Consider the following 25,457-nt stretch of genomic DNA (forward strand, 5'->3'; position numbering starts at 1 on the left):
CGGCGCATGACGACGATCACCGCGCTCACCGAGGCCGACCGCGACGACTGGCTGTCGCTGTGGCAGGCGTATCTGACGTTCTACGAGTCGGAGGTGGCCGACGACGTCACGGCGTCGACCTTCGCGCGGATCGTGGATCCCGCCGGCGAGATCCAGGGCGCTGTCGCGCGCGACGACGACGGGCGCGCCGTCGGGATCGTGCACTGGTTCTCTCACCCGGCGACCTGGTCGAAGATGCACTACACCTATCTCGAGGATCTGTTCGTGGATCCCTCCGCCCGGGGCGGAGGCGTCGGTCGCGGGCTGATCGCGCACGTCACCGACGCGGCGCGGGCCTCGGGCAGCGACAAGGTCTACTGGCTCACCGCGGAGACCAACGCGACGGCGCGCACGCTCTACGACCGCGTCGCCGAGCGGAGCGGGTTCATCCACTACCAGATCGACCTGGTCTGACCGGAGCGCGCCGCGGATCGGTCGAGCGGAGGGCCCGCGGGGGCTCAGCTCCTCTTCTGGGCCTTCTGCTCGGCCTTGAGCGCCTTCTTGGCGCGCTTGAACTGCACCGGCGCGACCGGTGAGTCGAACGACACCGTCTCGCCGCGCTCGTCGCGGCGGAAGTCGACGATCGCACCGATGGCGAGGGCGATCGTGATGCCCCAGCTCAGCCAGGCCAGCACGGCGCGCCACGTGATGGGAGCGTCGCGGGTGCCGCGCAGCAGCGCGATCCCGCTGGTGATCGCGCCGAACAGACCGCTTGCGAAGAGGTAGTTGCGCATGTCACCACGCTACCCTGGTGACATCACCGTTGTGCATTACCGGCCGCCGGCTCTTCCGGCGGAAAGCGGCGGCACCTGATCCGCGTCGCTCTCGCGGCGGCGCCAGAGACCTCCTCCGCCATGACTTCGCCGCACACTCCTCCCGCCACCGTCGCCCCGAGCCTGTTCCGGCGGGTGGGACTGCCCTACTTCCTCATCGCCTTCATCGCCCGCCTTCCGTTCGCGATGATGGTCGTCGGCGTGCTCACCGTCGTCGTGGCCGCGCGGGATTCGGTGGGGCTCGGCGGCCTGACCTCCGCGGCCGTGGGCATCGGCACCGCCTGCTTCGGTCCGCTGCTGGGAGCCGCAGCCGACCGCCGAGGACAGCGGATCGTGCTCGGCATCGTCGCCGTGGCCAACGCCGCGGCGCTCATCGGCTTCACCCTCGTCGTCTACTCGCCGGCGCCGGAGCCCCTCGTGCTGCTGAGCGCCTTCGCGATCGGCGCCACCGCGCCCCAGGTCTCGCCGATGTCGCGGTCGCGCCTGGTCACGATCATCGCCGAGCGCATCCCGGAGGAGCGCCGCGCGCGTACGACGTCGTCGACGATGTCGTACGAGTCCGCGGCCGACGAGACCGTGTTCGTGTTCGGCCCGTTCCTCGTGGGGGTGCTCGCCACCGGCATCGCGCCGTGGATGCCGCTCGTGATCGCAGCCGCGCTGATCCTCGTGTTCGTCGGCGCCTTCGCCCTGCATCCGACCGCCGCGCAGGTGTCCGCGCAGCGCGGTGCCGACGGGCGCGCCACCTCCCGCGTGTCGGAGCTGTTCCGTCCGCGGCTGCTGATCGTGGTGGTCGGGATGCTCGGGGTGGGCGTGTTCTTCGGCGCGATGCTCACGTCCCTCACGGCCTTCATGACCGAGCACGGCCGTCCCGAGGAGGCGGGACTCCTGTACGGGGCGATGGGGGTCGGATCCGCGATCCTCGCGCTGGGGGTCGCGTTCCTGCCCGCGCGGTTCACGCTGCCCGGTCGCTGGCTGCTGTTCGCGGGCGTGCTGTTCGGCGGCAGCCTGATCCTGCCGAGCGTGCACGACGTGACGGGGATGCTGATCGCCCTGGCGGTGATGGGGTGCGGGATCGGGCCCACGCTCGTCACGCAGTTCAGCCTCGGGGCGGCGTTCGGCCCGGCCGACCGATCTGCCACGGTGATGACGATGCTCGGATCCGCGCTGGTCGTGGGTCAGGCGATCGGAGCAGTGGTCACGGGGCAGATCGCGGACGCGGCGGGGGCGCAGCCCGCCCTGCTGCTGCCGGTGATCGCGGCCGGTCTCGTGCTGGCGGCCGGCGTCGTGAACGCCGTGCTGGCGCGCCCGCGCCACGCCGCCGTCTGACGCGCGGCGTTCCCCGCGGTCGCGGGTTGGCTAGCCTGGGGGAGCAGCCCCCGCTGCCGTGAGGAGCGTTCCATGCCTACGTCCACCCCCACCTCGTCGTTCGTGATCGTCGCCAACCGCCTTCCCGTCGACCGTGTGCAGGGCCCCGACGGCTCCGAGGTCTGGCGCCGCTCCCCGGGCGGCCTGGTCGCCGCGCTCGAGCCCGTGATGCGGGCCGTCGACGGGGCCTGGGTCGGCTGGGCCGGACAGCCTGACCTCGAGCTCAAGCCGTTCACCGAGGACGGCATCCGCCTGCTCCCGGTGCCGCTCTCCGCCCAGGAGGTCGAGGAGTACTACGAGGGCTTCGCCAACGACACGATCTGGCCGCTGTACCACGACGTCATTGCGCCCCCGCAGTTCCATCGCGAGTGGTGGGACGCCTACGTCCGGGTGAACCGGCGCTTCGCCGACCGCGCGGCGAGCGCGGTGTCCGAGGGTGGCACCGTGTGGGTGCACGACTACCAGCTCCAGCTCGTCCCCGCGATGCTGCGCGAGCGCCGGCCCGACCTCACGATCGGGTACTTCCACCACATCCCGTTCCCGGCGCACGGCCTCTATGCCCAGCTGCCGTGGCGCGACCAGGTGCTGCAGGGCCTCCTCGGCGCCGACGTCGTCGGCTTCCAGCGTGCGCAGGACGCGACCAACTTCCTTGCCGCCGTGCGGCGTCGCCTGCGGCTGGACGTCAAGGGATCCACCGTGTCCGTGCCGTACGGCGGCCCGCGCACCTCCGTCGCCCGGGCCTTCCCAATCTCGATCGACACGACGCCCTACGTCGAGCTCGCCGCCCGTCCGGACGTCCGCGCCAGGGCCGCGGAGATCCGGGAGGGGCTCGGCAACCCGAAGAAGATCCTCCTCGGCGTCGACCGCCTCGACTACACGAAGGGGATCCGGCACCGGATCAAGGCCTTCGGCGAGCTGCTGGATCAGGGGCGCATCTCGGTCGAGGACGTGACGCTCGTGCAGGTCGCGAGCCCCAGCCGTGAGCGTGTGGACGCCTACGTGCAGCTGCGCGACGAGATCGAGCTCGCGGTCGCCCGGATCAACGGTGACCACGACACGATGGACCACACGGCGATCCGCTACCTGCACCAGGGCTTCCCCCGGGAGGAGATGGTGGCCCTCTACCTCGCGGCCGACGCGATGCTCGTCACCGCCCTGCGCGACGGGATGAACCTGGTCGCGAAGGAGTACGTCGCCACCCGCGGCGATCACCGCGGCGTGCTCGTGCTGAGCGAGTTCACGGGCGCGGCCGACGAGCTGCGCCAGGCCGTGCTGGTCAACCCGCACGACATCGAGGGGCTCAAGGATGCGATCATGCAGGCCGTGGAGATGCCTCCGCGCGAACAGGCGCGCCGGATGAGGGCGCTGCGCAAGCGGGTGCTGGAGAACGACGTGAACGCCTGGTCCCAGGAGTTCCTGACCGCCCTCGAGAACGTACGGAGCAGCCGATGACGCGCGACTGGACCCCCGCAGGCGAGCCGGATCCCGCCCTTGCGGAGATCGCCCGCACGCCGCGCCTGCTGGTCGCGCTCGACTTCGACGGCACCGTGTCGCCGCACGTCGCAGATCCGATGGCGGCCAGGGCGCTGCCGGCGGCCGTCGCCGCGGTGAAGCGCCTGGCAGCGCTTCCCGAGACGTTCGTCGCGTACGCCTCCGGCCGGAGCCTGCACGACCTGCGCGAGATCACCGAGCACGAGGACGGCTCGCCCATCCTGCTCGCGGCATCGCACGGCGCGCAGTTCTGGTTCCCCGACACCGGGGAGGAGACGGATCTCTCCTCCGAGCCGGCGGACCGGGCCGAGGTCGTCTCCGAGCTGCGGGCGCTGATCGCCGATCTCGACGGCGTGGTGCACGAGCCCAAGACGTTCGGCTTCGGCGTGCACACCCGCACGGCCGCGCCCGGGCAGGAGGAGATCGCGTTCCTGCGCGTCGAGAAGTGGGCGGCCGAGCGGATCCCGTCCTGGCGCAGGCGCACCGGCCACCACCTGCGCGAGTTCTCCTGGCGCGACGAGGGTAAGGACGCGGCGCTCGCGCGGCTGCGCGCGCACGTGCACGCGACCGGGGTGCTGTTCGCCGGCGACGATGTCACCGACGAGGACGGCATGCGCACGCTGGGACCCGCGGACCTCGGCGTGCGGATCGGCACGGGGGAGACCGCGGCGACACTGCGCGTCCCGGATCCGGCCGCGTTCGCCGGTCTGCTCCACGCGCTGGCCGAAGCGCGGGCGGCCGCGCAATAGACTGCTTCCATGCGCGCGCAGCACGGTTCCGGTCGTCCGGTCGTCGCGCGCGCGGGCGTCCAGGGCCGCCGCGATCATGCGTTAGGCTTGATGCACGTTCGATCCGTGATCGGCACAACCGGATCCCGGATGGAACGCAGAGCTTCGGCGGCCTCGCAGGCCGTCGGGCGCGATGGTGATCTGATTCGGGTCGATATCGCGGCTCGCGCTCTCGGCTCACTCGCCGGGACGCCAGAGCCGGGCTCCTTCCGCGACGAGGTTCGTCGCGACGCAGAGCCGACCTCTCCGCGCTGCACCCGAGGCGTTCCAGCCCCCTTTTCCCGACCCGTGCGGCCCGCTCCCGGCGGACCGGGTCGGACAGTCGTCCGCGGCAGGACTCCGTCCTCCCGCTTCCGCCGATCGTTCATCACCGCAAGGAACCTTCATGACCGCTGATACCGCTCCAGCCGTCCCTCGTCCGCCTGCTCGTCCGACGGCGGCCCCCGTTCTCACCGGCGCGCAGGCCGTCGTCCGCTCCCTCGAGCTCCTCGGGGTCACCGATGTGTTCGGCATCCCCGGCGGGGCGATCATGGAGGTCTACGACCCGCTGATGGCGTCGACCGAGCTCCGTCACATCCTCGTGCGTCACGAGCAGGGCGGGGGCCACGCGGCCGAGGGCTACGCGACCGCCTCCGGAAAGGTCGGCGTCACCATCGCGACGTCCGGCCCCGGTGCGACCAACCTGGTCACCGCGATCGCCGACGCCTACATGGACTCCATCCCGATCGTCGCGATCACCGGCCAGGTCTTCTCCCGTCTGATGGGCACGGACGCGTTCCAGGAGGCCGACATCGTCGGCATCACGATGCCGATCACGAAGCACTCGATCCTGGTCAAGCGCCCGGAGGACATCCCCGGCGCCATCGCCGCGGCGTTCGAGATCGCCAGCACGGGACGTCCTGGCCCCGTGCTCGTGGACATCACCAAGGACGCGCAGCAGGCCACGGCACCGTTCGTGTGGCCGCCGAAGTACGACCTGCCCGGCTACCGTCCGGTGACGAAGGCGCACGGCAAGCAGATCCAGGCCGCGGCGACGCTGCTCGCCGAGGCCAAGAAGCCGGTGCTGTACGTGGGCGGCGGCATCATCCGCGGCCGCGCGTCGGAGGAGCTGCTGGCGCTCGCCGAGCTCACCGGCGCCCCGGTCGTGACCACCCTGATGGCCCGCGGCGCGTTCCCCGACTCGCACCCGCAGCACGTCGGCATGCCCGGCATGCACGGCACGGTGCCCGCCGTGCTGGCGCTGCAGGAGGCGGATCTGCTGGTCGCCCTCGGCACCCGGTTCGACGACCGCGTCACGGGCAAGGCCGAGCTGTTCGCGCCGAACGCCAAGGTCGTGCACGTCGACATCGACCCGGCCGAGATCTCCAAGATCCGCACCGCCGACGTCCCGATCGTGGGCGGCGTGCGCGAGGTCATCACCGATCTGGAGGCGGCGTTCCGCGGCCTCACCGGCGGGGCCAAGGGCGACATCGAGGAGTGGTGGGCCTACCTCGACGGCCTGCGCGCCGAGTTCCCTCTCGGCTACACGGCTCCCGAGGACGGCCTGATGTCGCCGCAGCACGTGATCCAGCGGATCGGCGAGCTCACCGGCCCGGAGGCGGTCTACGCCGCGGGCGTCGGCCAGCACCAGATGTGGGCGGCGCAGTTCATCAAGTACGAGCGCCCCAACTCCTGGCTGAACTCCGGCGGCGCCGGCACCATGGGCTACGCCGTGCCCGCGGCGATGGGCGCCAAGGTCGCCGAGCCGGAGCGCGTGGTGTGGGCGATCGACGGCGACGGCTGCTTCCAGATGACCAATCAGGAGCTGGCGACCTGCGTCATCAACGACATCCCGATCAAGGTCGCGATCATCAACAACTCCTCCCTCGGCATGGTCCGCCAGTGGCAGACCCTGTTCTACGAGGGCCGGCACTCGAACACCGACCTGAACACCGGGCACGGCACGATCCGGATCCCCGACTTCGTCAAGCTCGCCGAGGCGTACGGCTGCCTCGCGATCCGGGTGGAGAAGGAGGAGGAGATCGACGCCGCCATCAAACTGGCCCTCGAGACGAACGACCGTCCCGTCGTGATCGACTTCGTCGTGAGCGCCGACGCCATGGTGTGGCCGATGGTGCCGCAGGGCGTCAGCAACAGCTACATCCAGTACGCGCGCGACCACGCGCCCGCCTTCGACGAGGAGGACTGATCCATGTCCACGCATGTGCTGAGCCTCCTGGTGGAGGACACCCCGGGCATCCTGACCCGCGTCGCGGGCCTGTTCGCGCGCCGCGGCTTCAACATCGAGTCCCTCGCCGTGGGCGTGACCGAGGTGCCGGGCGTCTCCCGTATCACGGTCGTCGTCGACGTCGAGGAGTTCCCGCTCGAGCAGGTGACCAAGCAGCTGAACAAGCTGATCAACGTCATCAAGATCGTGGAGCTGGAGCAGAACTCCTCCGTGCAGCGCGAGCACATGCTCATCAAGGTGCGCACGGACAACAACAGCCGCTCGAACGTGCTCGAGGTCGTGAACCTCTTCCGCGCGTCCGTCGTGGACTACGCGCCCGAGGCGCTGGTGGTCGAGGTCACCGGCGACAAGGGCAAGGTGGACGCGCTGTTGAGAGCGCTCGAGCCGTTCGGCATCAAGGAGCTCGCCCAGTCGGGCCTGCTCGCGATCGGCCGCGGCGGCAAGAGCATCACCGAGCGCGTGCTGCGCAGCTGACCCCCCCCGATCTACGAAACCCCGCCGGTCCCTGAGCCTGTCGAAGGGCCCGGCCCCCAGAACCCCAACAAGGAGAAACACACAGTGAGCACCGAGATCTTCTACGACGCCGACGCGGATCTGTCGATCATCCAGAACAAGAAGGTCGCGATCGTCGGCTACGGCTCGCAGGGCCACGCGCACGCGATGAACCTGCGCGACAGCGGCGTCGAGGTCGCGATCGCCCTCAAGGAGGGCTCGCGCTCGATCGCCAAGGCGGAGGAGGCCGGCTTCCCGGTCAAGACCGTCGCCGAGGCCACGCAGTGGGCCGACCTGATCATGATCCTGGCGCCCGACCAGCACCAGCGCGGCATCTACAGCGAGTCGATCGCGCCGAACCTGACCGCGGGCAAGACCCTCGCGTTCGCGCACGGGTTCAACATCCGCTTCGGCTACATCGACGCGCCCGAGGGCGTGGACGTCATCCTCATCGCCCCGAAGGCTCCGGGTCACACCGTGCGTCGCGAGTTCGTCGCCGGCCGCGGCATCCCGGACATCATCGCCGTCGAGCGCGACGCGTCGGGCAACGCCTGGGCCACCGCGCTCTCGTACGCGAAGGCGATCGGCGGCACCCGCGCCGGCGTCATCAAGACGACCTTCACCGAGGAGACCGAGACCGACCTCTTCGGCGAGCAGGCCGTGCTCTGCGGTGGCATGAGCCACCTCGTGCAGGCCGGCTTCGAGACCCTCACCGAGGCGGGCTACCAGCCGCAGATCGCCTACTTCGAGGTGCTGCACGAGCTGAAGCTCATCGTCGACCTGATGTGGGAGGGCGGCATCGCCAAGCAGCGCTGGTCGATCTCCGACACCGCCGAGTTCGGCGACTACGTCTCGGGCCCGCGCATCATCGACGCCGGTGTGAAGGAGCGCATGAAGGAGGTCCTCTCGGACATCCAGTCCGGCGCCTTCGCGAAGCGCTTCATCGAGGACCAGGACAACGGCGCGGTCGAGTTCCTCGCCCTTCGCGAGAAGGAGCAGGGCCACCCGATCGAGGCCACCGGCAAGGAGCTGCGCGCTCTGTTCGCCTGGAAGTCGCAGGACGAGGACTACGTCGAGGGCAGCGCCGCGCGCTGACCCTCGCCTCACCGGAACGGGCGTCCCTGCGGGGGCGCCCGCTCTGTGTCTTCGGGGGAGGGTCTACGCGTTTCGTGTCGGTCGCCTGCGGGCGTCCTCGCTCAACGGCCCCAGAGGGGACCGCGGGGGCCGGGGCTATGCCGGGAACGCCACGCCCTCGCCGACCACGCGCAGCGCGACCCGCTGGCCCGGCCGGGCGAGAGCCGGGTTCGCGTGCCGGATCGTGATGACGGGCGGCACCGGATCCAGGCGCGGATCCGCGTCCGCGCGCGGCTCGAGCCGGATGCGGGCGGAGGTCTCGGATCCGAAGTACACGCCCTCCTCGACCGTCGCGCGGATCGGGGAGTCGGCGACGAGCTGCACCTGCTCCGGACGCAGCATGAGCTGCACCCGGCCCTGCGCCGGGGGATTGCGCACCGGCACGTAGCCGAGCGCGCACGAGGCCAGGGAGCCGTCGAGCCAGGCGTCCAGCACGATCGCCTCGCCGAGGAACTCGGCCACGCCCCGATCGGCCGGGCGGGTGTAGACGACGAACGGGTGCCCGGTCTGCACGAGCCGTCCGTCGCGCATGACCGCGACCTGATCGGCGAAGCTGAGGGCCTCGGACTGATCGTGCGTGACGAGCAGGGTGGTGGTCCCGGCATCGGTGAGGATCCGCGCCACCGCCTCACGCGTCGCCGCGCGCAGGCCCGTGTCGAGCGCAGAGAAGGGCTCGTCGAGCAGCATCAGCTCGGGCTTGCGGGCGAGCGCGCGGGCGATCGCGACGCGCTGCTGCTGACCGCCGGAGAGCTGGTCGGGACGCCGGTCGGCGACGTCACGGGGCAGGGACACCAGGTCCAGCAGCTCGGACACGCGACGGCCCCGCTCCGCGCGGGACAGATCGTCCAGGCCGAAGGAGATGTTGCGCGCGACCGAGAGATGCGGGAACAGGCCGCCGTCCTGCGTCACGTAGCCGATGTCGCGACGGTGGACGGGAACCCAGGATCCGGGCCCGGCGACGGTCGTGGATCCGAGCACCACCTCGCCGCCCGAGGGGCGCTCGAAGCCGGCGATGATGCGCAGCAGCGTCGTCTTGCCCGAGCCCGACGCGCCGACGACGGCCGTGATGCCGCCGTGCTGCACAGCGAGGTCCACGCCGTGCAGCACCCGGTGCCCGCCGTAGGACGCGGTGACTCCGGCGATCTGCAGGTGCGCGGTGGGGAGCGGTCCGGTGCCGGGCGAGGGCACGGCTCCGAGGGATCCGAGGTTGCGCGCGGTCATGTGGTCTCCGCCTTCGAGGATGCGGTGGTTTCCGGTTCGACGGCGGCCGGGTCGGCGGCGCGCCCGGTGGACAGGACGGCCGACTGCCGGAAGAGCAGGTACGTCATGGGTGCGGACAGCACGATCAGCAGTGTCGCATAGGGGGCTGCGCCGGCGAAGTCGATCTCGCTCGACAGGCTCCAGAACCGGGTGGCGAGCGTCTGCACGCCGATCGGCGAGAGCAGCAGCGTCGCGGTGAGCTCGCCGGCGACGGCGAGGAACACCATCGCGAGGGCGGCAGCGGTCGCCGGCGCGACCAGGCGCAGCGTCACGCCCAGGAACGCGCGCGCCGGACGCCGGCCCAGGGCCTGCGCCGCCTCCTCGAGGCTGCGCGGCGCCTGCGCGATGCCCGCCTGCAGCGGCACCAGCGCGCGGGGGAGGAAGAGCAGCGCGTACGCGATGAGCAGCAGCGCCGTGGTCTGGTACAGCGCGGGCACGAAGAAGAGCGACACGGTGACGAGTGCCAGCGCGAGGACGATGCCCGGCATGGAGCTCGTCACGTAGTTGGTGCGCTCCAGCAGCCGGCTGAACGCACCGGGCCGGCGCACCGCGAGCCAGGACAGCGGGAAGGCGGCGAGGACGGTGACCACGCCGCCGCCGAGCGCGAGACCGAGGGTCTGCAGCAGCGTCGGCACGAGATCGGGCGCCGTCCAGACCCCCGCGCCTCCGTACGCCAGCCACCCGCCGATCACGACGGCGGGCACGCCCAGCGCGGCGATCCCGAGCGCGAGCAGAGCCAGCTGTGCCGGGATCTGCCATCCCCGCAACCGGATCCGGCGGGGCGGTGCGGCGGTGCCGGATCCGATCCGCGCGTAGCGGGCGCGTCCGCGGGCCCGGCTCTCCAGGAGGAGCAGGGCGAAGCACAGCAGCATCAGCACGCCCGAGAGCATGCTGCCCGCCGAGCCGTTGAACGTGGAGCGGTACTGGTCCATGATCGCGGTCGTGAAGGTGTCGAACCGGATCAGCGCGAACGCGCCGTACTCGCTGAGCAGATGAAGGCCCACGAGCAGCGCCCCGCCCAGCAGCGCGAGCCGCAGCTGCGGCAGCACCGTGCCGAAGAACACCCGCACCGGACTGCGCCCGAGGCTCGCCGCGGCCTGCTCGAGTGCGGGATCCAGCCGGGCCAGTGCCGCACGCACCGGCAGATACACCAGGGGGAAATACGACAGCGTCGCCAGCAGCACACCGGATCCGAGTCCGGCGAGCGACGGGATCGCCGACACCCACGCATAGGAGTTCACGAAGGCGGGGATCGCGAGCGGCATCGCGAGCACCGCTCCCCAGGCGCCGGCGCCCGCAAGCGACGTGCGCTCCACGAGCCAGGCGCCGCCCACGCCGATCACCGCGCACAGCGGCACGGTGATCGCGACCAGCAGCACGGTGTTCGTCAGGAGCTCGCCGACGCGGGGCCGCAGGATCAGGGACGCCGATTCGGCCCAGCCGATCTGCGCCGCTGTGGTGACCACGAAGATCAGCGGCAGCAGGGAGAGCGCCGCGACCACGACGCCCGCGGCGATGACGAGCCACGATCCGGTGCTGCGGGAGACGCCGCGGGGCGGCCGGAGCCGTTGCGCTCCGGCCGCCCGTCGGGAGGTGGTCGTCGTGGTGATGTCTGCGCCTTAGAGCAGGCCCGCCTGGGTCATCAGATCGGTGACCTGCTTGGAGTTCAGCGTAGCCGGGTCGATGGTCGGCGCCTGCAGGTCCTTGAGCGGGACGAGCTTCGGGTTGGCGGCGACGCCGGATCCGACCGGGTACTCGAACGAGGTGCCCGTCTGCAGGATCTTCTGTCCCTCGGGGCCCGTGACGAACGCCAGGAACTTCTGCGCCGCGGCCTGGTGCTTGCTCGACTTCAGGACGCCGCCGCCGGACACCGACACGAACGCCCCCGGATCCTGGTTCTTGAAGTAGTGCAGCTGCACGTTCTTCGAGTTCTCGCCGGTCGCCGCCTGATCGCCGAACCAGTAGTAGTGGTAGATGACGGCGCCGTCGATCTCGCCAGCGTTGACCGCCTTCATCGCGGTGGAGTTGCCCTTGTAGGCGACCGAGTTCGTCTTCATGGCCTTCAGCCACTCCTCGGCGGCGTCGGCGCCCTTGAGCTGCACGAGCGCCGAGACGATGGCCTGGAAGTCGGCGCCGGAGGGCGATGCGGCCCAGCGGCCCTTCCACGACGGGTCGGCGAGATCCATCAGGGACTTCGGCAGCTGCGCCTCGGTGAGCTTCGACGTGTTGTAGGCGAACACGGTCGAGCGGGCCGCGATGCCGACCCACTTGCCGGAGGACGGACGGTACTCGGTGGGGACGTTCTTGAGCGCCTCCTCACCCGGCGAGGTGAACAGCCCTGCCTTCTCGACGGCCGACATCGAGGGCGAGTTCTCGGTGAGGAACACGTCGGCGGGGGAGCGGTCGCCCTCCTGGATCAGCTGCTGGGACATCTCGGTGTCGTCGCCGTTGCGCACCTGGACCTTGATGCCGGTCGCCTTGGTGAAGGCGTCGATCCAGGACTTGGTGAGCTCCTCGTGCTGGGCGTTGTAGACCGTGATGGTCTGCCCGGCGAGGTCGTCGCCCCCGGAGGTGCTGGACGTGGGCGCGGAGGAGCCGCTGCACGCGGTGAGCGCGAGGGCGAAGGCGGAGGCCGCAGCCGCGGCGGAGAGCAGTCGGAGGGAACGGTTCACGGGGAGTCCTTCAGGCGGGAGTGGTGCGAGAGTCGCGACTCACATCATAGGTAAGGCAATCCTCACCCGCCAATCCGGTGACTTTCCTGTGAGACCCGCATCGCGGACGGCGAGAGCGCCCGTGAGGGCGATCACGTCAGGCCGTAGAACCGCGCGGCGTTGCCCCAGAAGAGGTCGTCGGCGTCCAGGTCGCGGTGCGCGGCCCAGTCCTCGACCGTCCGCGCCCAGAGCTCGCGGCGCTCCGGCCGGTAGCCCGCGGCGCCGGCGGCGACGGCGGAGACGGGCCAGTCGCTGCCCCAGAGCAGCCGATCCGGTCCGAAGGCCTCGGCCGCCGCGTCGAGGAACGGGTTGACCTGCGCGCCGTCCCAGTCGCCGCCGGACTCGGCAGGGAGGCCGGAGAGCTTCACCGACACGTTCGGATGCGCGGCGAGCTCACGGATCCCGCGCATCCACGCCGCGTCGGGCGCCTGGGGTCGCGAGGGGGTGCCGACCGCGGGCTTGCCGAGATGGTCGAGCACGATCGCCAGGTCGGGCACGGCCGCGGCGAGAGCCGACACGTCCGGCAGCTGGGGGGCGCGCACGCACGCGTCGAAGCGCAGTCCGCGCGCCGCGAGAGCCTCGGCCCCGGCGAGGAAGGCGGGTGTCGTCGCCGTCGCGAGAGGCTCTCCCTGCAGCAGATGACGCACGCCGACGACGAGCGCGGTCTCCGCGAGGGCGTCGAGGTGCTGGATCGTGGCCTCGCCGCGATCGAGTCGTGCGCCGGCCACGATCCCGATGACGCCCGTGTCCGCGGCCGTCTCCGACACCCAGCGCACCTCGTCGAGGAACTGGGCCTGCACGCACTCGGCCTGCACGAAGACGGCGGCCGTCTCGGTGCCCGCCGGCGCCTGCGCGAGCTCGTCCGCGGTGAAGCGGTTCGCGAGAGGACCTTCGAGCCAGTCGTAGTCGAGCCGGGACGGATCCCACAGGTGCAGATGGGAGTCGAGGACGCGCATGGTCACATCCTTCCGCATCCCGGTCCTCGGCGTGCCGTAGACATCCGATGAATGCGCGAAGCGCATAGGATGACGCCATGGCAGTGACCGACGAGGCGATCGAGAAGATCAAAGCGATGATCGTGTCGGGCGAGCTCGGCCCGGGAGATCGGCTGCCGCCCGAGAAGGAGCTGGCCGAGCGCCTCGGACTCTCCCGCAACTCGATGCGCGAGGCCGTCAAGGCCCTCGAGGTCATCCGCGTGCTCGACGTGCGCCGCGGCGACGGCACCTACGTGACCAGCCTCGAACCGCACCTGCTGCTCGAGGCCATCACCTTCGTGATCGACATGCACGACGACGACTCCCTGCTCGAGCTCTTCGCGGTGCGCCGGATGCTCGAGTCGCAGGCGACGGGGCTCGCGGCCACGCACGGCGATGCCGAGGCGATCGCCGCGCTGCAGGCCGAGATCGCCGGCGTCGACTCCGGCGTCTCGATCGACGACCTGGTCGCGCACGACATCCGATTCCATCGGGAGATCGTGCAGATGACCGGCAACGCCTACCTCGCGAGCCTCATCGAGAGCCTGTCCAGCCAGACCATCCGCGCGCGGGTGTGGCGCGGCCTCACCGAGCAGGGCGCGGTGGAGCGCACGCTCTCGGAGCATCGTGCCATCGCCGATGCGATCGCCCAGCACGATCCCGCCCTCGCGACGTCGCTCGCGACCGCCCACATCGCAGGCGTGGAGCGCTGGCTGCGCCAGGCCGCCCAGGCCTGAGACCGGCACCACGCGCCGGCAGCCTACTCGGCGCGCAGGCGGAGCTGCGCCATGCCGCCGTCGACCTCGATCGACGTGCCCGTGGTCGAGCCGGAGGCCGGGCTGACCAGGTACGCGACGGCGCCGGCGACCTCGTCCGGCGACACCAGCCGGCCATGCGGCTGACGTGCGTTGAGAGCGGCCCGCTCGGCCGCGGGGTCGGCGGCGGCGTCCAGCAGACGACCCACCCACGGGGTGTCGGCGGTGCCGGGGTTGACGGCGTTCACGCGGATCCCCTCGCGCAGGTGATCCGCGGCCATCGCACGGGTGAGAGCCGACACGGCGCCCTTCGACGCCGAGTAGAGTGCGCGCTGGGGAAGGCCTGTGGTGGAGGCGATCGACGCGGTGTTGCAGATGGCCGCCGCGGGGGACCGGCGCAGCCACGGCAGCGCCGCCGCCGACACGCGGGCGATGCCGGTGACGTTGATCGACAGCACGCGTGCCCACTCGTCGTCGTCGTTGGCCGCGACGTCGCCCTGGGCGCCGATGCCGGCGTTGTTCACGAGGATGTCGATCCGACCGAAGCGCTCGCCGATCGCGGCGACGGCGGCGTCGACGCTCGCGCGGTCGGACACATCCGCGGTGAAGGCGGCGAAGTGCGGATCCGCACCGGCGACGTCGCGGTCCAGCACGGCGATCTGCGCACCCTGCCCGTGCAGCTGCGTCGCGATCGCCGCGCCGATGCCGGACGCGCCGCCCGTGACGATCGCGACGAGCCCCTCCAGCGGCGCTCCCTGAGTCTGTCGAACGGTCATGCTCGTGCCTCCCATGCGGTGAATTCCTGACGCTGGCTGCCCAGCCCCTCGATGTCGATCTCCACCACGTCGCCGGGGCGGAGGTAGGGGAACCTGCCGCCGAACGCCACGCCCTGCGGCGTGCCGGTGAGGATCAGATCGCCCGGCTCCAGCGTCATGTACTGCGAGATGTGATGCACGATTTCGGCGACGGAGAAGATCATGTCGCTCGTCGACGAGTCCTGGCGGGGCTCGCCGTTCACGAAGCTGCGCAGACGCAGGTTCTGCACGTCGACCTCGTCCGGGGTGACCAGCCAGGGGCCGGTCGGGTTGAAGCCGAAGGCGGCCTTGCCCTTGGACCACTGTCCAGCGGACACCTCCATCTGGAACGCCCGCTCGGACACGTCGTTGCACACCACATAGCCGGCGATGTGGGCCGCGGCCTCGTCGGGGGAGTCGAGGTATGCGGTGCGTGCGCCGATCACGACGCCCAGCTCCACCTCCCAATCCGTCTTCTCGCTGCCGCGCGGGATCGTCACCGCGTCGTCCGGGCCGACGACCGTGTTCGGGGTCTTCAGGAACAGGATCGGCACCGCAGGCGGCTCCGCCCCGGACTCGCGGGCGTGCGCCGCATAGTTCTGGCCGACGCAGATCACGGCGCTGGGCCGGACGATCGGCGCGCCGATGCGCAGGTCCTCTGCGCCGGCGAGCTCGGGGAGGCGGCCCGAGGCCAGCGCGGCCTGCGTGCGCCCGACCGGGTCGGCGGCGAGGAAGTCACCGTTCACATCGGAGGTCACCGGCCTCAGATCGTAATGGCGGCCATCGACGATGACGACGGGGATCTCGGATCCGGGATCGCCCAGACGCGCGAACTTCATGGTTCTCCTGCCTTCTCAGGGGGACGGGCGGGAGCCGGCGCGACGACGAGTCTGCGAAGGATCCCTGCGTTGACAGTATAGACATCGGATGTTTACACTCCAACTGTCACGCAGTGCCCGGTCATCCGAGCCGGCGCTCCGCGACACCCGGCCCAGAACAGGAGAACCGTGAGCCGTATCGTCGCGCTGGAGACCAGCGACATCCGCTTCCCCACGTCGCTCAGCCTCGACGGCTCTGATGCGATGAACCCCGATCCCGACTACTCTGCGGCGTACGTGATCGTGCGCACCGACGCGGAGGACGGGATCGAGGGGCACGCGTTCGTGTTCACGATCGGCCGCGGCAACGACGTGCAGGTCGCGGGCATCGACGCGCTCGCCGGGCATCTGGTCGGACGCGAGGTCGAGCCGCTGCTCGACGACATGGGCGGCGTCTTCCGCGAGCTCATCGGCGACTCGCAGCTGCGCTGGCTCGGCCCGGAGAAGGGCGTCATGCACATGGCGATCGGCGCCGTGATCAACGCCCTCTGGGACATCAAGGCCAAGCGGGCGGGCCTGCCGCTGTGGCAGCTGCTGAGCAGGATGACCCCCGAGGAGATCGTCGATCTCGTCGACTTCCGCTACCTCACCAACGCACTCACCCGCGACGACGCGCTGGCGATCCTGCGCGCGGCGGAGCCCGGTCGCGCAGACCGCGAGCGGGAGCTGCGGGCGACCGGCTACCCCGGGTACACGACGAGCCCCGGCTGGCTCGGCTACTCCGACGACAAGCTCGAGCGGCTGGCGCGCGAGGCCATGGCGGACGGCTTCACACAGATCAAGCTCAAGGTCGGCGCGGACCTCGACGACGACATCCGTCGCTTCCGCAAGGCCCGCGAGGTCTGCGGCCCCGACTTCCCGATCGCGATCGACGCGAACCAGCGCTGGGAGGTGTCCGAGGCCATCGCCTGGGTCAACGCGCTCGCCGAATTCCACCCCGCCTGGATCGAGGAGCCGACGAGCCCCGACGACGTCCTCGGGCACGCCGAGATCGCGCGCGGCGTCGCGCCGATCCGCGTCGCCACCGGCGAGCACGCGCAGAACCGCGTCGTCTTCAAGCAGCTGCTGCAGGCCGAGGCGATCCAGGTGATGCAGATCGACGCCGTGCGCGTCGCCGGCGTCAACGAGAACATCGCGAACCTGCTGCTCGCCGCGAAGTTCGGCATCCCGGTCTGCCCGCACGCGGGCGGTGTGGGACTGTGCGAGGCCGTGCAGCATCTCTCGATGTTCGACTTCGTCGCCGTCTCCGGCAGCCGGGAGGGGCGCATGATCGAGTACGTGGATCACCTGCACGAGCACTTCGTGGTGCCGACCGACATCCGCGGCGGCTCGTACACGGCGCCGATCACGCCGGGCAACGGCATGGAGATGAAGAGCGCCAGCCGTGCCGAGTACGCCTGGACCGGCGAGCACCGGACGGAGGGTGTCCATGTCTGAGCGGCCGACCGCATCCGGCACCCTCTCCGCCGACTCCCGCCGTTCCGCTTCCCGCACCGGCGTGGCGGCCCTGGGCTACGGGGCCGCGAACGTGGGGAACCTGTTCCGGCCGCTGACCGACGAGCAGGCCTGGGCAGTGCTCGACGCGGCCTGGGAGAGCGGCATCCGTGCCTACGACACCGCCCCGCACTACGGCCTCGGACTCTCGGAGCGGCGGCTCGGCGCGTTCCTGCGCACCAAGCCGCGCGACGAGTACGTGCTCTCCACCAAGGCCGGCCGCCTTCTGCGTCCCAATCCCGACCACGTCGAGGGCGGGCTCGACACCGCCAACGACTTCTTCGTGCCCGACGAGCTCCGCCGCGTGTGGGACTTCTCCGCGGACGGCATCCGCGCCAGCCTCGACGAGTCGCGCGAGCGCCTCGGGATCGAGCGGATCGACATCCTGTATCTTCACGACCCCGAGCGCCACGATCTGGATCTGGCTCTCGCCGAGGCGTTCCCCGCCCTCGAGGCGCTGCGCGCCGAGGGGCAGGTCGGCCGCATCGGCATCGGGTCCATGACGGCCGACGCCCTGACGGCGGCCGTCCGCTCGGCCGACCTCGACACGATCATGGTCGCGGGACGCTACACGCTGCTCGAGCAGCCGGCCGCCGCGGAGGTCATCCCCGCGTGCGCCGAGCGGGGCACGCGCATCGTCGCGGCGTCGGTCTTCAACTCCGGCCTCCTCGCGCAGGACGAGCCGCAGCGCTCGGGGCGCTACGAGTACGGCGCCCTGACGGAGGAGCTGTGGCAGCGCCTGGTGCGGATCGCCGACGTGTGCCGTGCGCACGGCGTGCCGCTGCCCGCCGCCGCGATACAGTACCCGCTGCAGTCGCCGGTCGTGGAGGCCGTCGTGGTCGGCGGCAGCCGGCCGGAGCAGCTCCGTCAGAACGCCGAGCTGGCGGCGCTCGAGATCCCCGCCGGCCTCTGGCGCGACCTGGCCGACCAGGGCCTCATCCCGGCCTGACGCAGGCCGCGCAGCGACAGCAACCGCAGGACGAGAGGAAGCGCATGCTCGAAGGAATCCACCCGCTGCTCACCGGTGAGCTGCTGCTGCATCTGGACCGGATGGGTCACTCCGACGCGGTGGTCGTCGCGGACGCGCATTTCCCGGCGTGGGCGCTCGGCGCGCGCGTCGTGGATCTGCCCGGCACGACGACGCCCGCCGTGGTCGCGGCGATCCGCTCGGTGCTGCCGCTGGACGATGTGCCGGGCATGGACCTGATGACCTCGGCCGACGGCGTCGTGCTGGACGTGCAGCGCGAGCTCATGGATGCCGCAGGCACCGACGAGGACAGCACGCGCTTCGTGGAGCGCTTCGCCTACTACGACGTCGCCCGCGGCGCGTACCTGGTGGTGCGCACGGGGGAGACCCGCAAGTACGGCAACGCCCTGCTTCGCAAGGGCGTCGTCGGCCACCCTTCCGCCTGAGCGGATCCGCCGAGGATCAGAGGAGAACGAGCAGAGATGCGACAGCAGTGGTTCGATGAGGCCCGGTTCGGGATGTTCGTGCACTTCGGCCTGTACAGCGGGGCCGCCCGGCACGAATGGGTGCAGAACTACGAGCGCCTGACCGCGGAGGAGTACCGGGTGTACTTCGACCATTTCGACCCCGACCTGTTCGACGCCGTCGCGCTCGCGCGTCGGGCGAAGGCGACCGGGATGGGGTACGTGGTCCTCACCACCAAGCACCACGACGGGTTCTGCCTGTGGGACTCGGCGCTGACGGACTACACGTCGGTGACCGCCTGCGGCAGGGATCTCGTCCGCGAGTACGTGGACGCCCTGCGCGCCGAAGGCCTTCGCGTGGGCCTCTACCACTCGCTGATCGACTGGCATCACCCGGACTTCACCGTCGACGCGAACCACCCGCGTCGGGACGACGCGGTCGAGCACGAGCGCAACGCCGGGCGGGACATGGCGCGTTACCGCTCCTACCTGCACGGGCAGGTGCGGGAGCTGCTCACCCGGTACGGCGACATCGACTACCTGTTCTTCGACTTCACCTACCCGGAGGGATCCGGCGGGTGGGCCGGCAAGGGCCCGCAGGACTGGGATGCGGATGGGCTGCTCGCGCTGTGCCGCGAGCTGCAGCCGCAGATGCTCGTGAACGACCGTCTCGGCATCGCCGCCGACTTCGTCACGCCGGAGCAGTATCAGCCGACGGCGCCGATCGTCGTGGACGGGGTGCCCCAGGTGTGGGAGGCATGCCAGACGATCAACGGCTCGTGGGGGTACCACCGCGACAACCACGACCAGAAGTCCGCGGTGCTGCTCGCGCAGATGCTGGCCGATTCGGTCTCGATGGACGGCAACATGCTGCTCAACATCGGTCCCGACGGACGGGGGAGCATCGCGCCGCGGGACGAGGCCGTGCTCGCCGAGCTCGGCGAGTGGATGCGCCTGCACCGCTCCGCGATCGTCGGCGCCGGTCACGCGGCCTACCCTGCTCCCCGCGAAGGGGTCTACACGCGCCGCGGCGACCGCCTCTACCTGCACCTGTTCTCGTGGCCGCTCGGCTATGTGCACCTCGAGGGGCTCGCGGGCCGCGTCTCCTACGCCCGGCTGCTGAACGACGGATCCTGGCTGAAGACCTCGGTCACGGATCCCGAGCAGCAGGCGACCCTGATGACCCCGGCGGGGGAGGCCGAGGGCACGCTGACCGTGCACCTGCCGGTGCGCCGCCCCGACGTGCTGATCCCCGTGATCGAGCTCACGCTCGCGCCGGGGGCCTGAGCGCCCCCGGTCACGCCGGCGACGCGTCAGGCGACCGGGTCGACCAGTTCCATCGCCAGGCGCGCCGCTCCGTAGAGCGCCGCGTCGGGACCCGTCCGCGCGGACTCGATACGCAAGGTCTGGGTGGCGAGCGGATGGCACGCCTCGTACACCCGGCTGCGCACCGCGGCGAGGAAGGGTTCGCTCGCGCTCATGCTCCCCGTGAGGAACACGGCGTGCGGGTTGAAGAAGTTGACCACGCCGGACAGCACCTGGCCGAGGTGCGTACCGGCCGTGCGCACCAGCGTGGTGGCGATCGGATCTCCGTTGCGCGCCAGCTCCAGCACCTCGGCGGCGCCGGCGGCGGCCACGCCGCGCTCGCGCATCTGCCGGACGAGGCCCGCCCCGCTCGCGATGGTCTCCAGACAGCCGTGGTTGCCGCAGGAGCAGGGGATGTCCGCGGCTTCGGCGACGCGCGTGTGGGTGATGTCGCCGGCCGCGGACGTGGCACCGCGGTGCACGGCACCCGCCACGATGATGCCGCTGCCGATGGCGGTCCCCGCCTTGACGGTGATGCTGTGCTGGTGGCGAGCGAGGCTGCGATGGTGCTCGCCCAGGGCCATGAGGTTCGCATCGTTGTCGACCACGGCGGGAACGCCGAAGCGCTCGGCCAGCGCGTCGCCGACGCGGAATCCTGGCCAGCCCGGCATGCGGGAGGGCTGATCCACGCGGCCGGACTCGAAGTCGACCGGCCCGGGGAGCGCCATGCCCACTGCTCGGATGTCTGCATCGTCGGCGAGATCGCGCAGACCGGCCTCGACGAGCGCGAGCGTCGCCTCGGGACCGTCCGCGATCGTGATCGGAATCGTCGCCGTCCGGTCGAGGTGGCCGCCGAGATCGAGCAGTCCGAGTCGGGCGTGCTCGCCGCCCAACTCCGCGGCCAGTATGCGATGCGGCGTGCCGCCCAGGGAGAGACGGCGTGCGCGGCGTCCTCCCGAGGACTGAGCCTGACCGTTCTCCCTCAGGACTCCGGCGTCAACGAGCTCCTGGACTCGCAGGGAGACGGTCGACGGGGCGATTCCGAGCAGTCGGGCGAGGTCGGATCGTGACAGTGCTTCGCCGCGCGTCACCAGTTCCACGATCTGCCGGGCGTGGTCACCAGACGCTGCGGGTTCGCGGCGGTCCGTGGACCGGTCTGCGGACTGTGTCATGACACTTCCTTCGAGGTCGAATGAAGATCACTCTAGCGGAGTGTGTCCATCGTGCCGGGAATCATCACGGAAATCTCACGATCGAGTGCAGACATCCGATGTTCGGATGGAGTTTCTCGCGTTCATCTGACAGGATGAAGGCACAACCCCGAATTACTTCGTTCGAACTCAAACGAAGCAAGATCTGTTCGTGCCTGAGGAGGCATTCAATGAAGAAGACGCACCTCGTCCCTGTGGCGGCGTTCACCGTGGGCGCCGCCCTCGTCCTGACCGGCTGCGGAGGTTCGAGCAGCAGCGCCGGCGGCGACGACAAGACCGTCGTGGTCGACATGTGGGCCGGATCCGCCGACGACACCAAGGCGCTGCAGGCGCAGGTCGACGTCGCCAAGAAGCAGAACCCGGATCTGAAGATCGAGCTGCGCACCGCCCCCTGGAACGACTTCTTCACGAAGCTCACCACCAACATGGCCTCGGGCAACATGGCGTGCGTCACCGGGATGAACAGCGGCATGCTCTCCAGCTACACCTCCGGCTTCCAGAAGCTCACCGCGGACGACCTGAAGGCCGCCGGCCTCAAGGAGAGCGACTTCGCCGCCGGCACGACCGAGATCCTCAAGAACAAGGGCGAGCTCTACGGCCTGCCGTTCGACACGGCCACGATGCTCGTCTACTACAACGCGGACCAGCTGAAGGCCGCCGGCGCCGCCGAGCCCAAGCCGGGCTGGACCTTCGACGACTTCGAGAAGACCGCCAAGGCGGCCACCCGCGACGGCAAGCAGGGCTTCGCCGTCGGCATGGGCGACTTCCAGTGGCAGGCGCTGCCGATCGCCAAGGCGGGCGTGCAGCCCGCGACCAAGGACGGCAAGCTGCAGCTGACCGACAAGAAGTTCTCCGACGCCGCCACCTGGTACGCGGGCCTGGTCACCGACCAGAAGGTCGCCCTCCCGGTCGCCAGCGCCTCCGACGGCGGCTGGGGCGAGGACCAGTACTCCAACGGCAACGCCGCGATGGCCGTGGACGGCACCTGGAACGCCGTGAGCTACCTGAAGAACCAGGCGGGCTTCACCGCCGGCATGGCGCCGCTGCCGGGCGAGGGCAAGGACTCCCTGAGCCTCATCCTCGGCTCGGGCTACGGGATCTCGAAGACCTGCAAGAACAAGGACGCCGCGCTCAAGGTGCTCGGCTCGCTGCTCAGCAAGGACTCGCAGGACTACATCGCCTCCTCGGGCCGCAGCTACCCGGCGCGCACCGAGAGCCAGCCGCTGTACTTCCAGTCCATCGACGAGAAGTTCCGCCCGCAGGTGGAGGAGGTCTTCAAGGCCGCCTTCGCGAACGTGCAGGGACAGTACGTCACCGACAACTGGTCCAAGGTCGGCAGCTACATCCAGCCGCAGCTGGTGAGCGTCTACAACGGCCAGACCCCCATGTCCGAGGTGCTCAAGAACGCCCAGGACCAGTTCGGCAAGTGATCGACTCCCGGCCCGGCGGATCCGTCCGCCGGGCCGGGACACCATCCCGGAAGAAGGAGGAACGGTGACCATCGCCGCATCCCGCCGCCGCGCGTCGCAAGGCCGTCGCGGTTCCTCGCCCCGTCGCGGCTCCCTGAGCCGCACGGAGGGCCGTCAGGCGCTCGGCTTCGCGAGTCCCGCCCTGATCGGCCTCGCCGTCTTCACGGTCGTGCCGGTCGTGCTCTCCATCGTGATGAGCTTCTACAACTGGCCCACCTTCGGCGACAAGACGTTCAACGGCGTGGGCAACTACATCAAGCTCTTCACCGCCAGCCCCGACTTCTGGCCGGCGATGCGCAACACGGCGGTGTTCACCCTCGTCTACGTGCCGCTGAGCATCGTGTGCTCGCTCATCCTCGCGATGGCGCTCGGACCCCGGATCCGCGGCCGCGGTGCCCTGCGGGTGCTGTTCTTCATCCCGGTCGTGACCCCCATGGTCGCGAGCGTGCTGGTGTGGAAGATGATGCTGCAGCCGCAGGGGCTGTTCAACGGCATCGCGCAGGGCTGGTTCGGCATGAAGCTCCCGAACTTCCTGGCCGACCCGTTCTGGGCCATGGCGATGGTGATCATCATGAGCGTCTGGCAGGGACTCGGCTACAACATGCTGATCTTCTCCGCGGCGCTCGAGCAGCTCCCGGAGTCGGTGATCGAGGCGGCCAGGATCGACGGCGCCTCCGGATTCCGGATGCAGTGGAGCGTCGTGGTCCCGATGATCTCGCCGTCGATCTTCTTCGCGACGATCATGACGATGATCACATCGCTGCAGGTGTTCGCCCAGCCGCAGCTGCTCACCGGCGGCGGGCCGGGCAACGCGACGCAACCGCTGGTCCAGTTCATCTACAACCAGGGCTTCAAGTTCCAGGACCTGGGCATCGCCGCCGCGGGAGCCTGGATCCTGTTCGCGCTCATCATCATCATCACCGCGCTGCAGTTCGGCGCGCAGAAGAAGTGGGTGCACTATGAGCACTGACCTGCAGCAGGCGGCGATCGCCGATTCGACCGAGGCCGTGGTCGTCCCCGCCGAGGATCGCGTGAAGCGGCCGAAGGCGCCGTTGTCCGGCGGCGAGCGCACCCGCCTGATCATCGCCCACGTGTTCGTCTACCTCGCCGCGCTGATCTTCGTGTCCCCGCTGGTGTACTCGTTCTTCTCGGCGCTCAAGCCGAACAACGAGATGTTCTCCATGCCGCCCAAGCTCATCGGATCCGAGATCCGGTGGTCCAACTTCGCGGACGTGTTCGCCTACGGTCCGTTCCTCACCTACATCGGCAACTCGTTCTTCGTCGCGATCGCGGGCACCCTCGTCGTGCTGATCGTGTCGACGACTGCGGGGTACGCCTTCGGACGGCTGCGGTGGAAGGGGCGCGACGCCGTGTTCGTGCTGTTCCTCGCGACGCTCATGGTCCCGGCCGAGGTGCTCGTGATCCCGATGTTCCAGGTGATGCAGTGGCTCAACTGGGTGGACACGTACCAGGCCCTCATCTTCCCGTTCGCGTTCACCGCGTTCGGCACGTTCCTCATGCGCCAGTTCTTCCGCGGCATCCCGTACGAGCTCGAGGAGGCGGCCCGGGTCGACGGCGCCGGGCCCGTGCGCTCGTTCCTGCAGATCATCCTGCCGCTGGCGAAGTCCGCGGTCGCGGTGCTGTCCGTCTTCACGTTCCTGTCCTTCTGGAACAGCTACCTGTGGCCCCTCATCGTCACGGTGGACTACAACGCGCACGGCACGCTCCCCGTCGGCCTGGCGACGTTCTCGGGTCTCACCGGCACGCGCTGGGATCTGCAGATGGCCGCGGCGATCATCTCGATGGTGCCGACCACGGCGCTCGTGATCGTGCTGCAGAAGCACCTGGTCAAGGGCATCGCGATGGCGGGGCTCGGCGGACGATGAGCGATCACGCAGGAACCCGGTGCGCCGCGCCCGGGAGCGCCGTCGCGCCCGCGATCGCGGGCATCGACATCGGCGGGACCAAGATCTCTGCGGTGCTGACCGACGCCGAGGGAGCGCTGCTCGCGAAGGGCGTCGTGCCCGCCCCGGCGTCGGAGGGCGGGCCCGCGATGGCCGACGCGGCCGCCGACCTCGTGCTGCGGCTGTGCGACGCCCTCGGCGCGTCGCTTGCCGGCGCGGGGGTGGGGGCGGCGGGGGTGATCGACCAGGAGCGCGGCGTCGTCGTCGCCGCCTCTGCGACCTTCACGGGCTGGACCGGCTTCCGGCTCGCCGACGAGCTCGTGGCCCGCCTCGATGTCCCCGTGTGGATCGAGAACGATGTGAACGCCTTCCTGCTCGGCGAACTGCGCTGGGGCGCCGCGCGCGGCGCGAGCGATGTGTTGGGGATCATGCTCGGCACCGGCGTCGGCGGGGCGATCGCCCTGCACGGCGCGCTGCACCACGGCACGCACGGGGCGGCCGGGGAGATCGGGCACACGCCGGGGTTCAGTGCTCTGCGCTGCACCTGCGGGCAGACCGGCCACCTCGAGACGCTCGCCTCCGGCACCTCGATCGCCCGCCGCTATCGCGAGGCCACCGGGACCGAGGCGACGACTCCCGAGATCGCGGACCGCGCCCGCGCCGGCGAGGCGTCGGCACGCGCCGTGTTCGACGACGCCGCCCGGGCGACCGCGCTCGCCGCCTCCACCACGGCATCGCTGCTCGACCTCGATCTCGTGGTCGTCGGCGGCGGTGTGCACGCCGCGTGGGACCTGCTCGAACCCGGCATCGCCGAGACCCTCCGCAGCGACGGCCCGGTCTCCGGCATCCCGCTGCGCGTGGTGCCGGCGGAGATCTCCGCCGACGCCGTCGCGCGCGGGGCCGCGGCCCTCGCCGCCGCCCGGCTCGCCGACCCCGAGACGACACCGCTCGTCGCCGTCTGA

24 protein-coding genes are annotated in these 25,457 nt (G+C 70.6%); 16 read left to right on the plus strand and 8 right to left on the minus strand.

The genetic code is table 11. The features are described 5' to 3' along the window. The first annotated feature begins 6 nt into the window (after window positions 1–6). A complete protein-coding gene (locus RL72_RS15830) occupies window positions 7–453 on the plus strand; it encodes a GNAT family N-acetyltransferase (protein ID WP_045251833.1) in 447 nt (148 codons plus the stop codon). Between the two features lie 44 nt (window positions 454–497). Here the strand turns inward: RL72_RS15830 and RL72_RS15835 are convergent, their stop codons facing one another. Further along, window positions 498–773 carry a hypothetical protein gene (locus tag RL72_RS15835; RefSeq protein WP_045251834.1) on the minus strand — a complete coding sequence of 92 codons (276 nt, stop codon included), beginning with the start codon at window positions 771–773 and terminating at the stop codon, window positions 498–500. Between the two features lie 120 nt (window positions 774–893). Here RL72_RS15835 and RL72_RS15840 point away from each other — a divergent pair, with 120 nt between their 5' ends. The 6 genes from RL72_RS15840 (at window position 894) to ilvC (ending at window position 8,270) form a co-directional block, all read left to right on the plus strand. Then, entirely contained in the window at window positions 894–2,138 is a 1,245-nt protein-coding gene (locus RL72_RS15840; protein WP_045251835.1) for an MFS transporter, read from the plus strand. Window positions 2,139–2,210: 72 nt separating this feature from the next. Continuing rightward, window positions 2,211–3,629 carry an alpha,alpha-trehalose-phosphate synthase (UDP-forming) gene (locus RL72_RS15845; RefSeq protein ID WP_045251836.1) on the plus strand — a complete coding sequence of 473 codons (1,419 nt, stop codon included), beginning with the start codon at window positions 2,211–2,213 and terminating at the stop codon, window positions 3,627–3,629. Next, window positions 3,626–4,417 carry a trehalose-phosphatase gene (gene otsB, locus RL72_RS15850; RefSeq protein ID WP_045251837.1) on the plus strand — a complete coding sequence of 264 codons (792 nt, stop codon included), beginning with the start codon at window positions 3,626–3,628 and terminating at the stop codon, window positions 4,415–4,417. Before RL72_RS15845 ends, otsB begins: the two co-directional genes overlap by 4 nt. Window positions 4,418–4,841: 424 nt before the next feature. Then, entirely contained in the window at window positions 4,842–6,644 is a 1,803-nt protein-coding gene (locus tag RL72_RS15855; protein WP_045251838.1) for an acetolactate synthase large subunit, read from the plus strand. Window positions 6,645–6,647: 3 nt separating this feature from the next. After that, a complete protein-coding gene (ilvN, locus tag RL72_RS15860; RefSeq protein WP_045251839.1) occupies window positions 6,648–7,157 on the plus strand; it encodes an acetolactate synthase small subunit in 510 nt (169 codons plus the stop codon). Window positions 7,158–7,241: 84 nt separating this feature from the next. Continuing rightward, the gene (ilvC, locus tag RL72_RS15865) at window positions 7,242–8,270 is read left to right on the plus strand and encodes a ketol-acid reductoisomerase (RefSeq protein WP_045251840.1); all 1,029 of its coding nucleotides are present in this window, start codon (window positions 7,242–7,244) and stop codon (window positions 8,268–8,270) included. A gap of 135 nt (window positions 8,271–8,405) precedes the next feature. Here the strand turns inward: ilvC and RL72_RS15870 are convergent, their stop codons facing one another. The 4 genes from RL72_RS15870 to RL72_RS15885 all read right to left on the minus strand — a co-directional run bounded on the left by RL72_RS15870 (window position 8,406) and on the right by RL72_RS15885 (window position 13,236). Then, on the minus strand, window positions 8,406–9,530 hold the full coding sequence (locus RL72_RS15870) for an ABC transporter ATP-binding protein (RefSeq protein WP_082072449.1): 1,125 nt from the start codon (window positions 9,528–9,530) through the stop codon (window positions 8,406–8,408). Then, window positions 9,527–11,179: an ABC transporter permease gene (locus RL72_RS15875; protein WP_082072450.1), complete on the minus strand. Its 1,653-nt coding sequence runs from the start codon at window positions 11,177–11,179 to the stop codon at window positions 9,527–9,529. Before RL72_RS15875 ends, RL72_RS15870 begins: the two co-directional genes overlap by 4 nt. A gap of 9 nt (window positions 11,180–11,188) precedes the next feature. Further along, window positions 11,189–12,241 (minus strand): iron ABC transporter substrate-binding protein, encoded by a 1,053-nt coding sequence (locus RL72_RS15880; protein WP_045251841.1) that lies wholly within the window; start codon window positions 12,239–12,241, stop codon window positions 11,189–11,191. A gap of 131 nt (window positions 12,242–12,372) precedes the next feature. After that, complete coding sequence (locus RL72_RS15885; RefSeq protein WP_045251842.1) at window positions 12,373–13,236, minus strand: amidohydrolase family protein; 864 nt, start codon at window positions 13,234–13,236, stop codon at window positions 12,373–12,375. A 77-nt stretch (window positions 13,237–13,313) separates the two neighbouring features. Between RL72_RS15885 and RL72_RS15890 the strand changes: the two genes are divergently transcribed. Next, the gene (locus tag RL72_RS15890; RefSeq protein WP_045251843.1) at window positions 13,314–13,991 is read left to right on the plus strand and encodes a FadR/GntR family transcriptional regulator; all 678 of its coding nucleotides are present in this window, start codon (window positions 13,314–13,316) and stop codon (window positions 13,989–13,991) included. Between the two features lie 23 nt (window positions 13,992–14,014). Here the strand turns inward: RL72_RS15890 and RL72_RS15895 are convergent, their stop codons facing one another. Both RL72_RS15895 and RL72_RS15900 read right to left on the minus strand, forming a co-directional pair. Further along, window positions 14,015–14,785, minus strand: coding sequence for an SDR family NAD(P)-dependent oxidoreductase (locus RL72_RS15895; RefSeq protein ID WP_045251891.1), 771 nt, complete (start codon window positions 14,783–14,785; stop codon window positions 14,015–14,017). Continuing rightward, on the minus strand, window positions 14,782–15,642 hold the full coding sequence (locus RL72_RS15900) for a fumarylacetoacetate hydrolase family protein (RefSeq protein WP_045251844.1): 861 nt from the start codon (window positions 15,640–15,642) through the stop codon (window positions 14,782–14,784). The genes RL72_RS15895 and RL72_RS15900 overlap by 4 nt, the downstream gene beginning before the upstream one ends. A 168-nt stretch (window positions 15,643–15,810) precedes the next feature. Here RL72_RS15900 and RL72_RS15905 point away from each other — a divergent pair, with 168 nt between their 5' ends. From RL72_RS15905 to RL72_RS15920, 4 genes are read left to right on the plus strand one after another with little or no spacing between them, the layout of a single operon-like run. Then, window positions 15,811–17,118, plus strand: coding sequence for an L-fuconate dehydratase (locus RL72_RS15905; protein WP_045251845.1), 1,308 nt, complete (start codon window positions 15,811–15,813; stop codon window positions 17,116–17,118). Continuing rightward, the gene (locus RL72_RS15910) at window positions 17,111–18,124 is read left to right on the plus strand and encodes an aldo/keto reductase (RefSeq protein WP_082072452.1); all 1,014 of its coding nucleotides are present in this window, start codon (window positions 17,111–17,113) and stop codon (window positions 18,122–18,124) included. Before RL72_RS15905 ends, RL72_RS15910 begins: the two co-directional genes overlap by 8 nt. Before the next feature lie 44 nt (window positions 18,125–18,168). After that, a complete protein-coding gene (locus RL72_RS15915; RefSeq protein ID WP_045251846.1) occupies window positions 18,169–18,588 on the plus strand; it encodes an RbsD/FucU family protein in 420 nt (139 codons plus the stop codon). A gap of 36 nt (window positions 18,589–18,624) precedes the next feature. After that, window positions 18,625–19,893 (plus strand): alpha-L-fucosidase, encoded by a 1,269-nt coding sequence (locus RL72_RS15920; protein WP_045251847.1) that lies wholly within the window; start codon window positions 18,625–18,627, stop codon window positions 19,891–19,893. A 26-nt stretch (window positions 19,894–19,919) separates the two neighbouring features. Here the strand turns inward: RL72_RS15920 and RL72_RS15925 are convergent, their stop codons facing one another. Further along, a complete protein-coding gene (locus RL72_RS15925) occupies window positions 19,920–21,083 on the minus strand; it encodes an ROK family transcriptional regulator (RefSeq protein ID WP_045251848.1) in 1,164 nt (387 codons plus the stop codon). A gap of 209 nt (window positions 21,084–21,292) precedes the next feature. On the opposite strand from RL72_RS15925, the gene RL72_RS15930 reads away from it, so the two are divergent. From RL72_RS15930 to RL72_RS15945, 4 genes are all read left to right on the plus strand, one after another. Further along, a complete protein-coding gene (locus RL72_RS15930; protein WP_045251849.1) occupies window positions 21,293–22,552 on the plus strand; it encodes an ABC transporter substrate-binding protein in 1,260 nt (419 codons plus the stop codon). 64 nt (window positions 22,553–22,616) lie between these two features. Next, window positions 22,617–23,561 carry a carbohydrate ABC transporter permease gene (locus tag RL72_RS15935; RefSeq protein ID WP_248700497.1) on the plus strand — a complete coding sequence of 315 codons (945 nt, stop codon included), beginning with the start codon at window positions 22,617–22,619 and terminating at the stop codon, window positions 23,559–23,561. Next, complete coding sequence (locus RL72_RS15940; protein WP_045251850.1) at window positions 23,551–24,477, plus strand: carbohydrate ABC transporter permease; 927 nt, start codon at window positions 23,551–23,553, stop codon at window positions 24,475–24,477. Before RL72_RS15935 ends, RL72_RS15940 begins: the two co-directional genes overlap by 11 nt. Further along, window positions 24,474–25,457, plus strand: a complete 984-nt coding sequence (locus tag RL72_RS15945; RefSeq protein WP_045251851.1) for an ROK family protein — start codon at window positions 24,474–24,476, stop codon at window positions 25,455–25,457. Before RL72_RS15940 ends, RL72_RS15945 begins: the two co-directional genes overlap by 4 nt.

Origin of the sequence: Microbacterium azadirachtae (assembly GCF_000956545.1) — a bacterium.
In the GTDB taxonomy this organism is placed as follows: Bacteria; Actinomycetota; Actinomycetes; order Actinomycetales; family Microbacteriaceae; genus Microbacterium; species Microbacterium azadirachtae.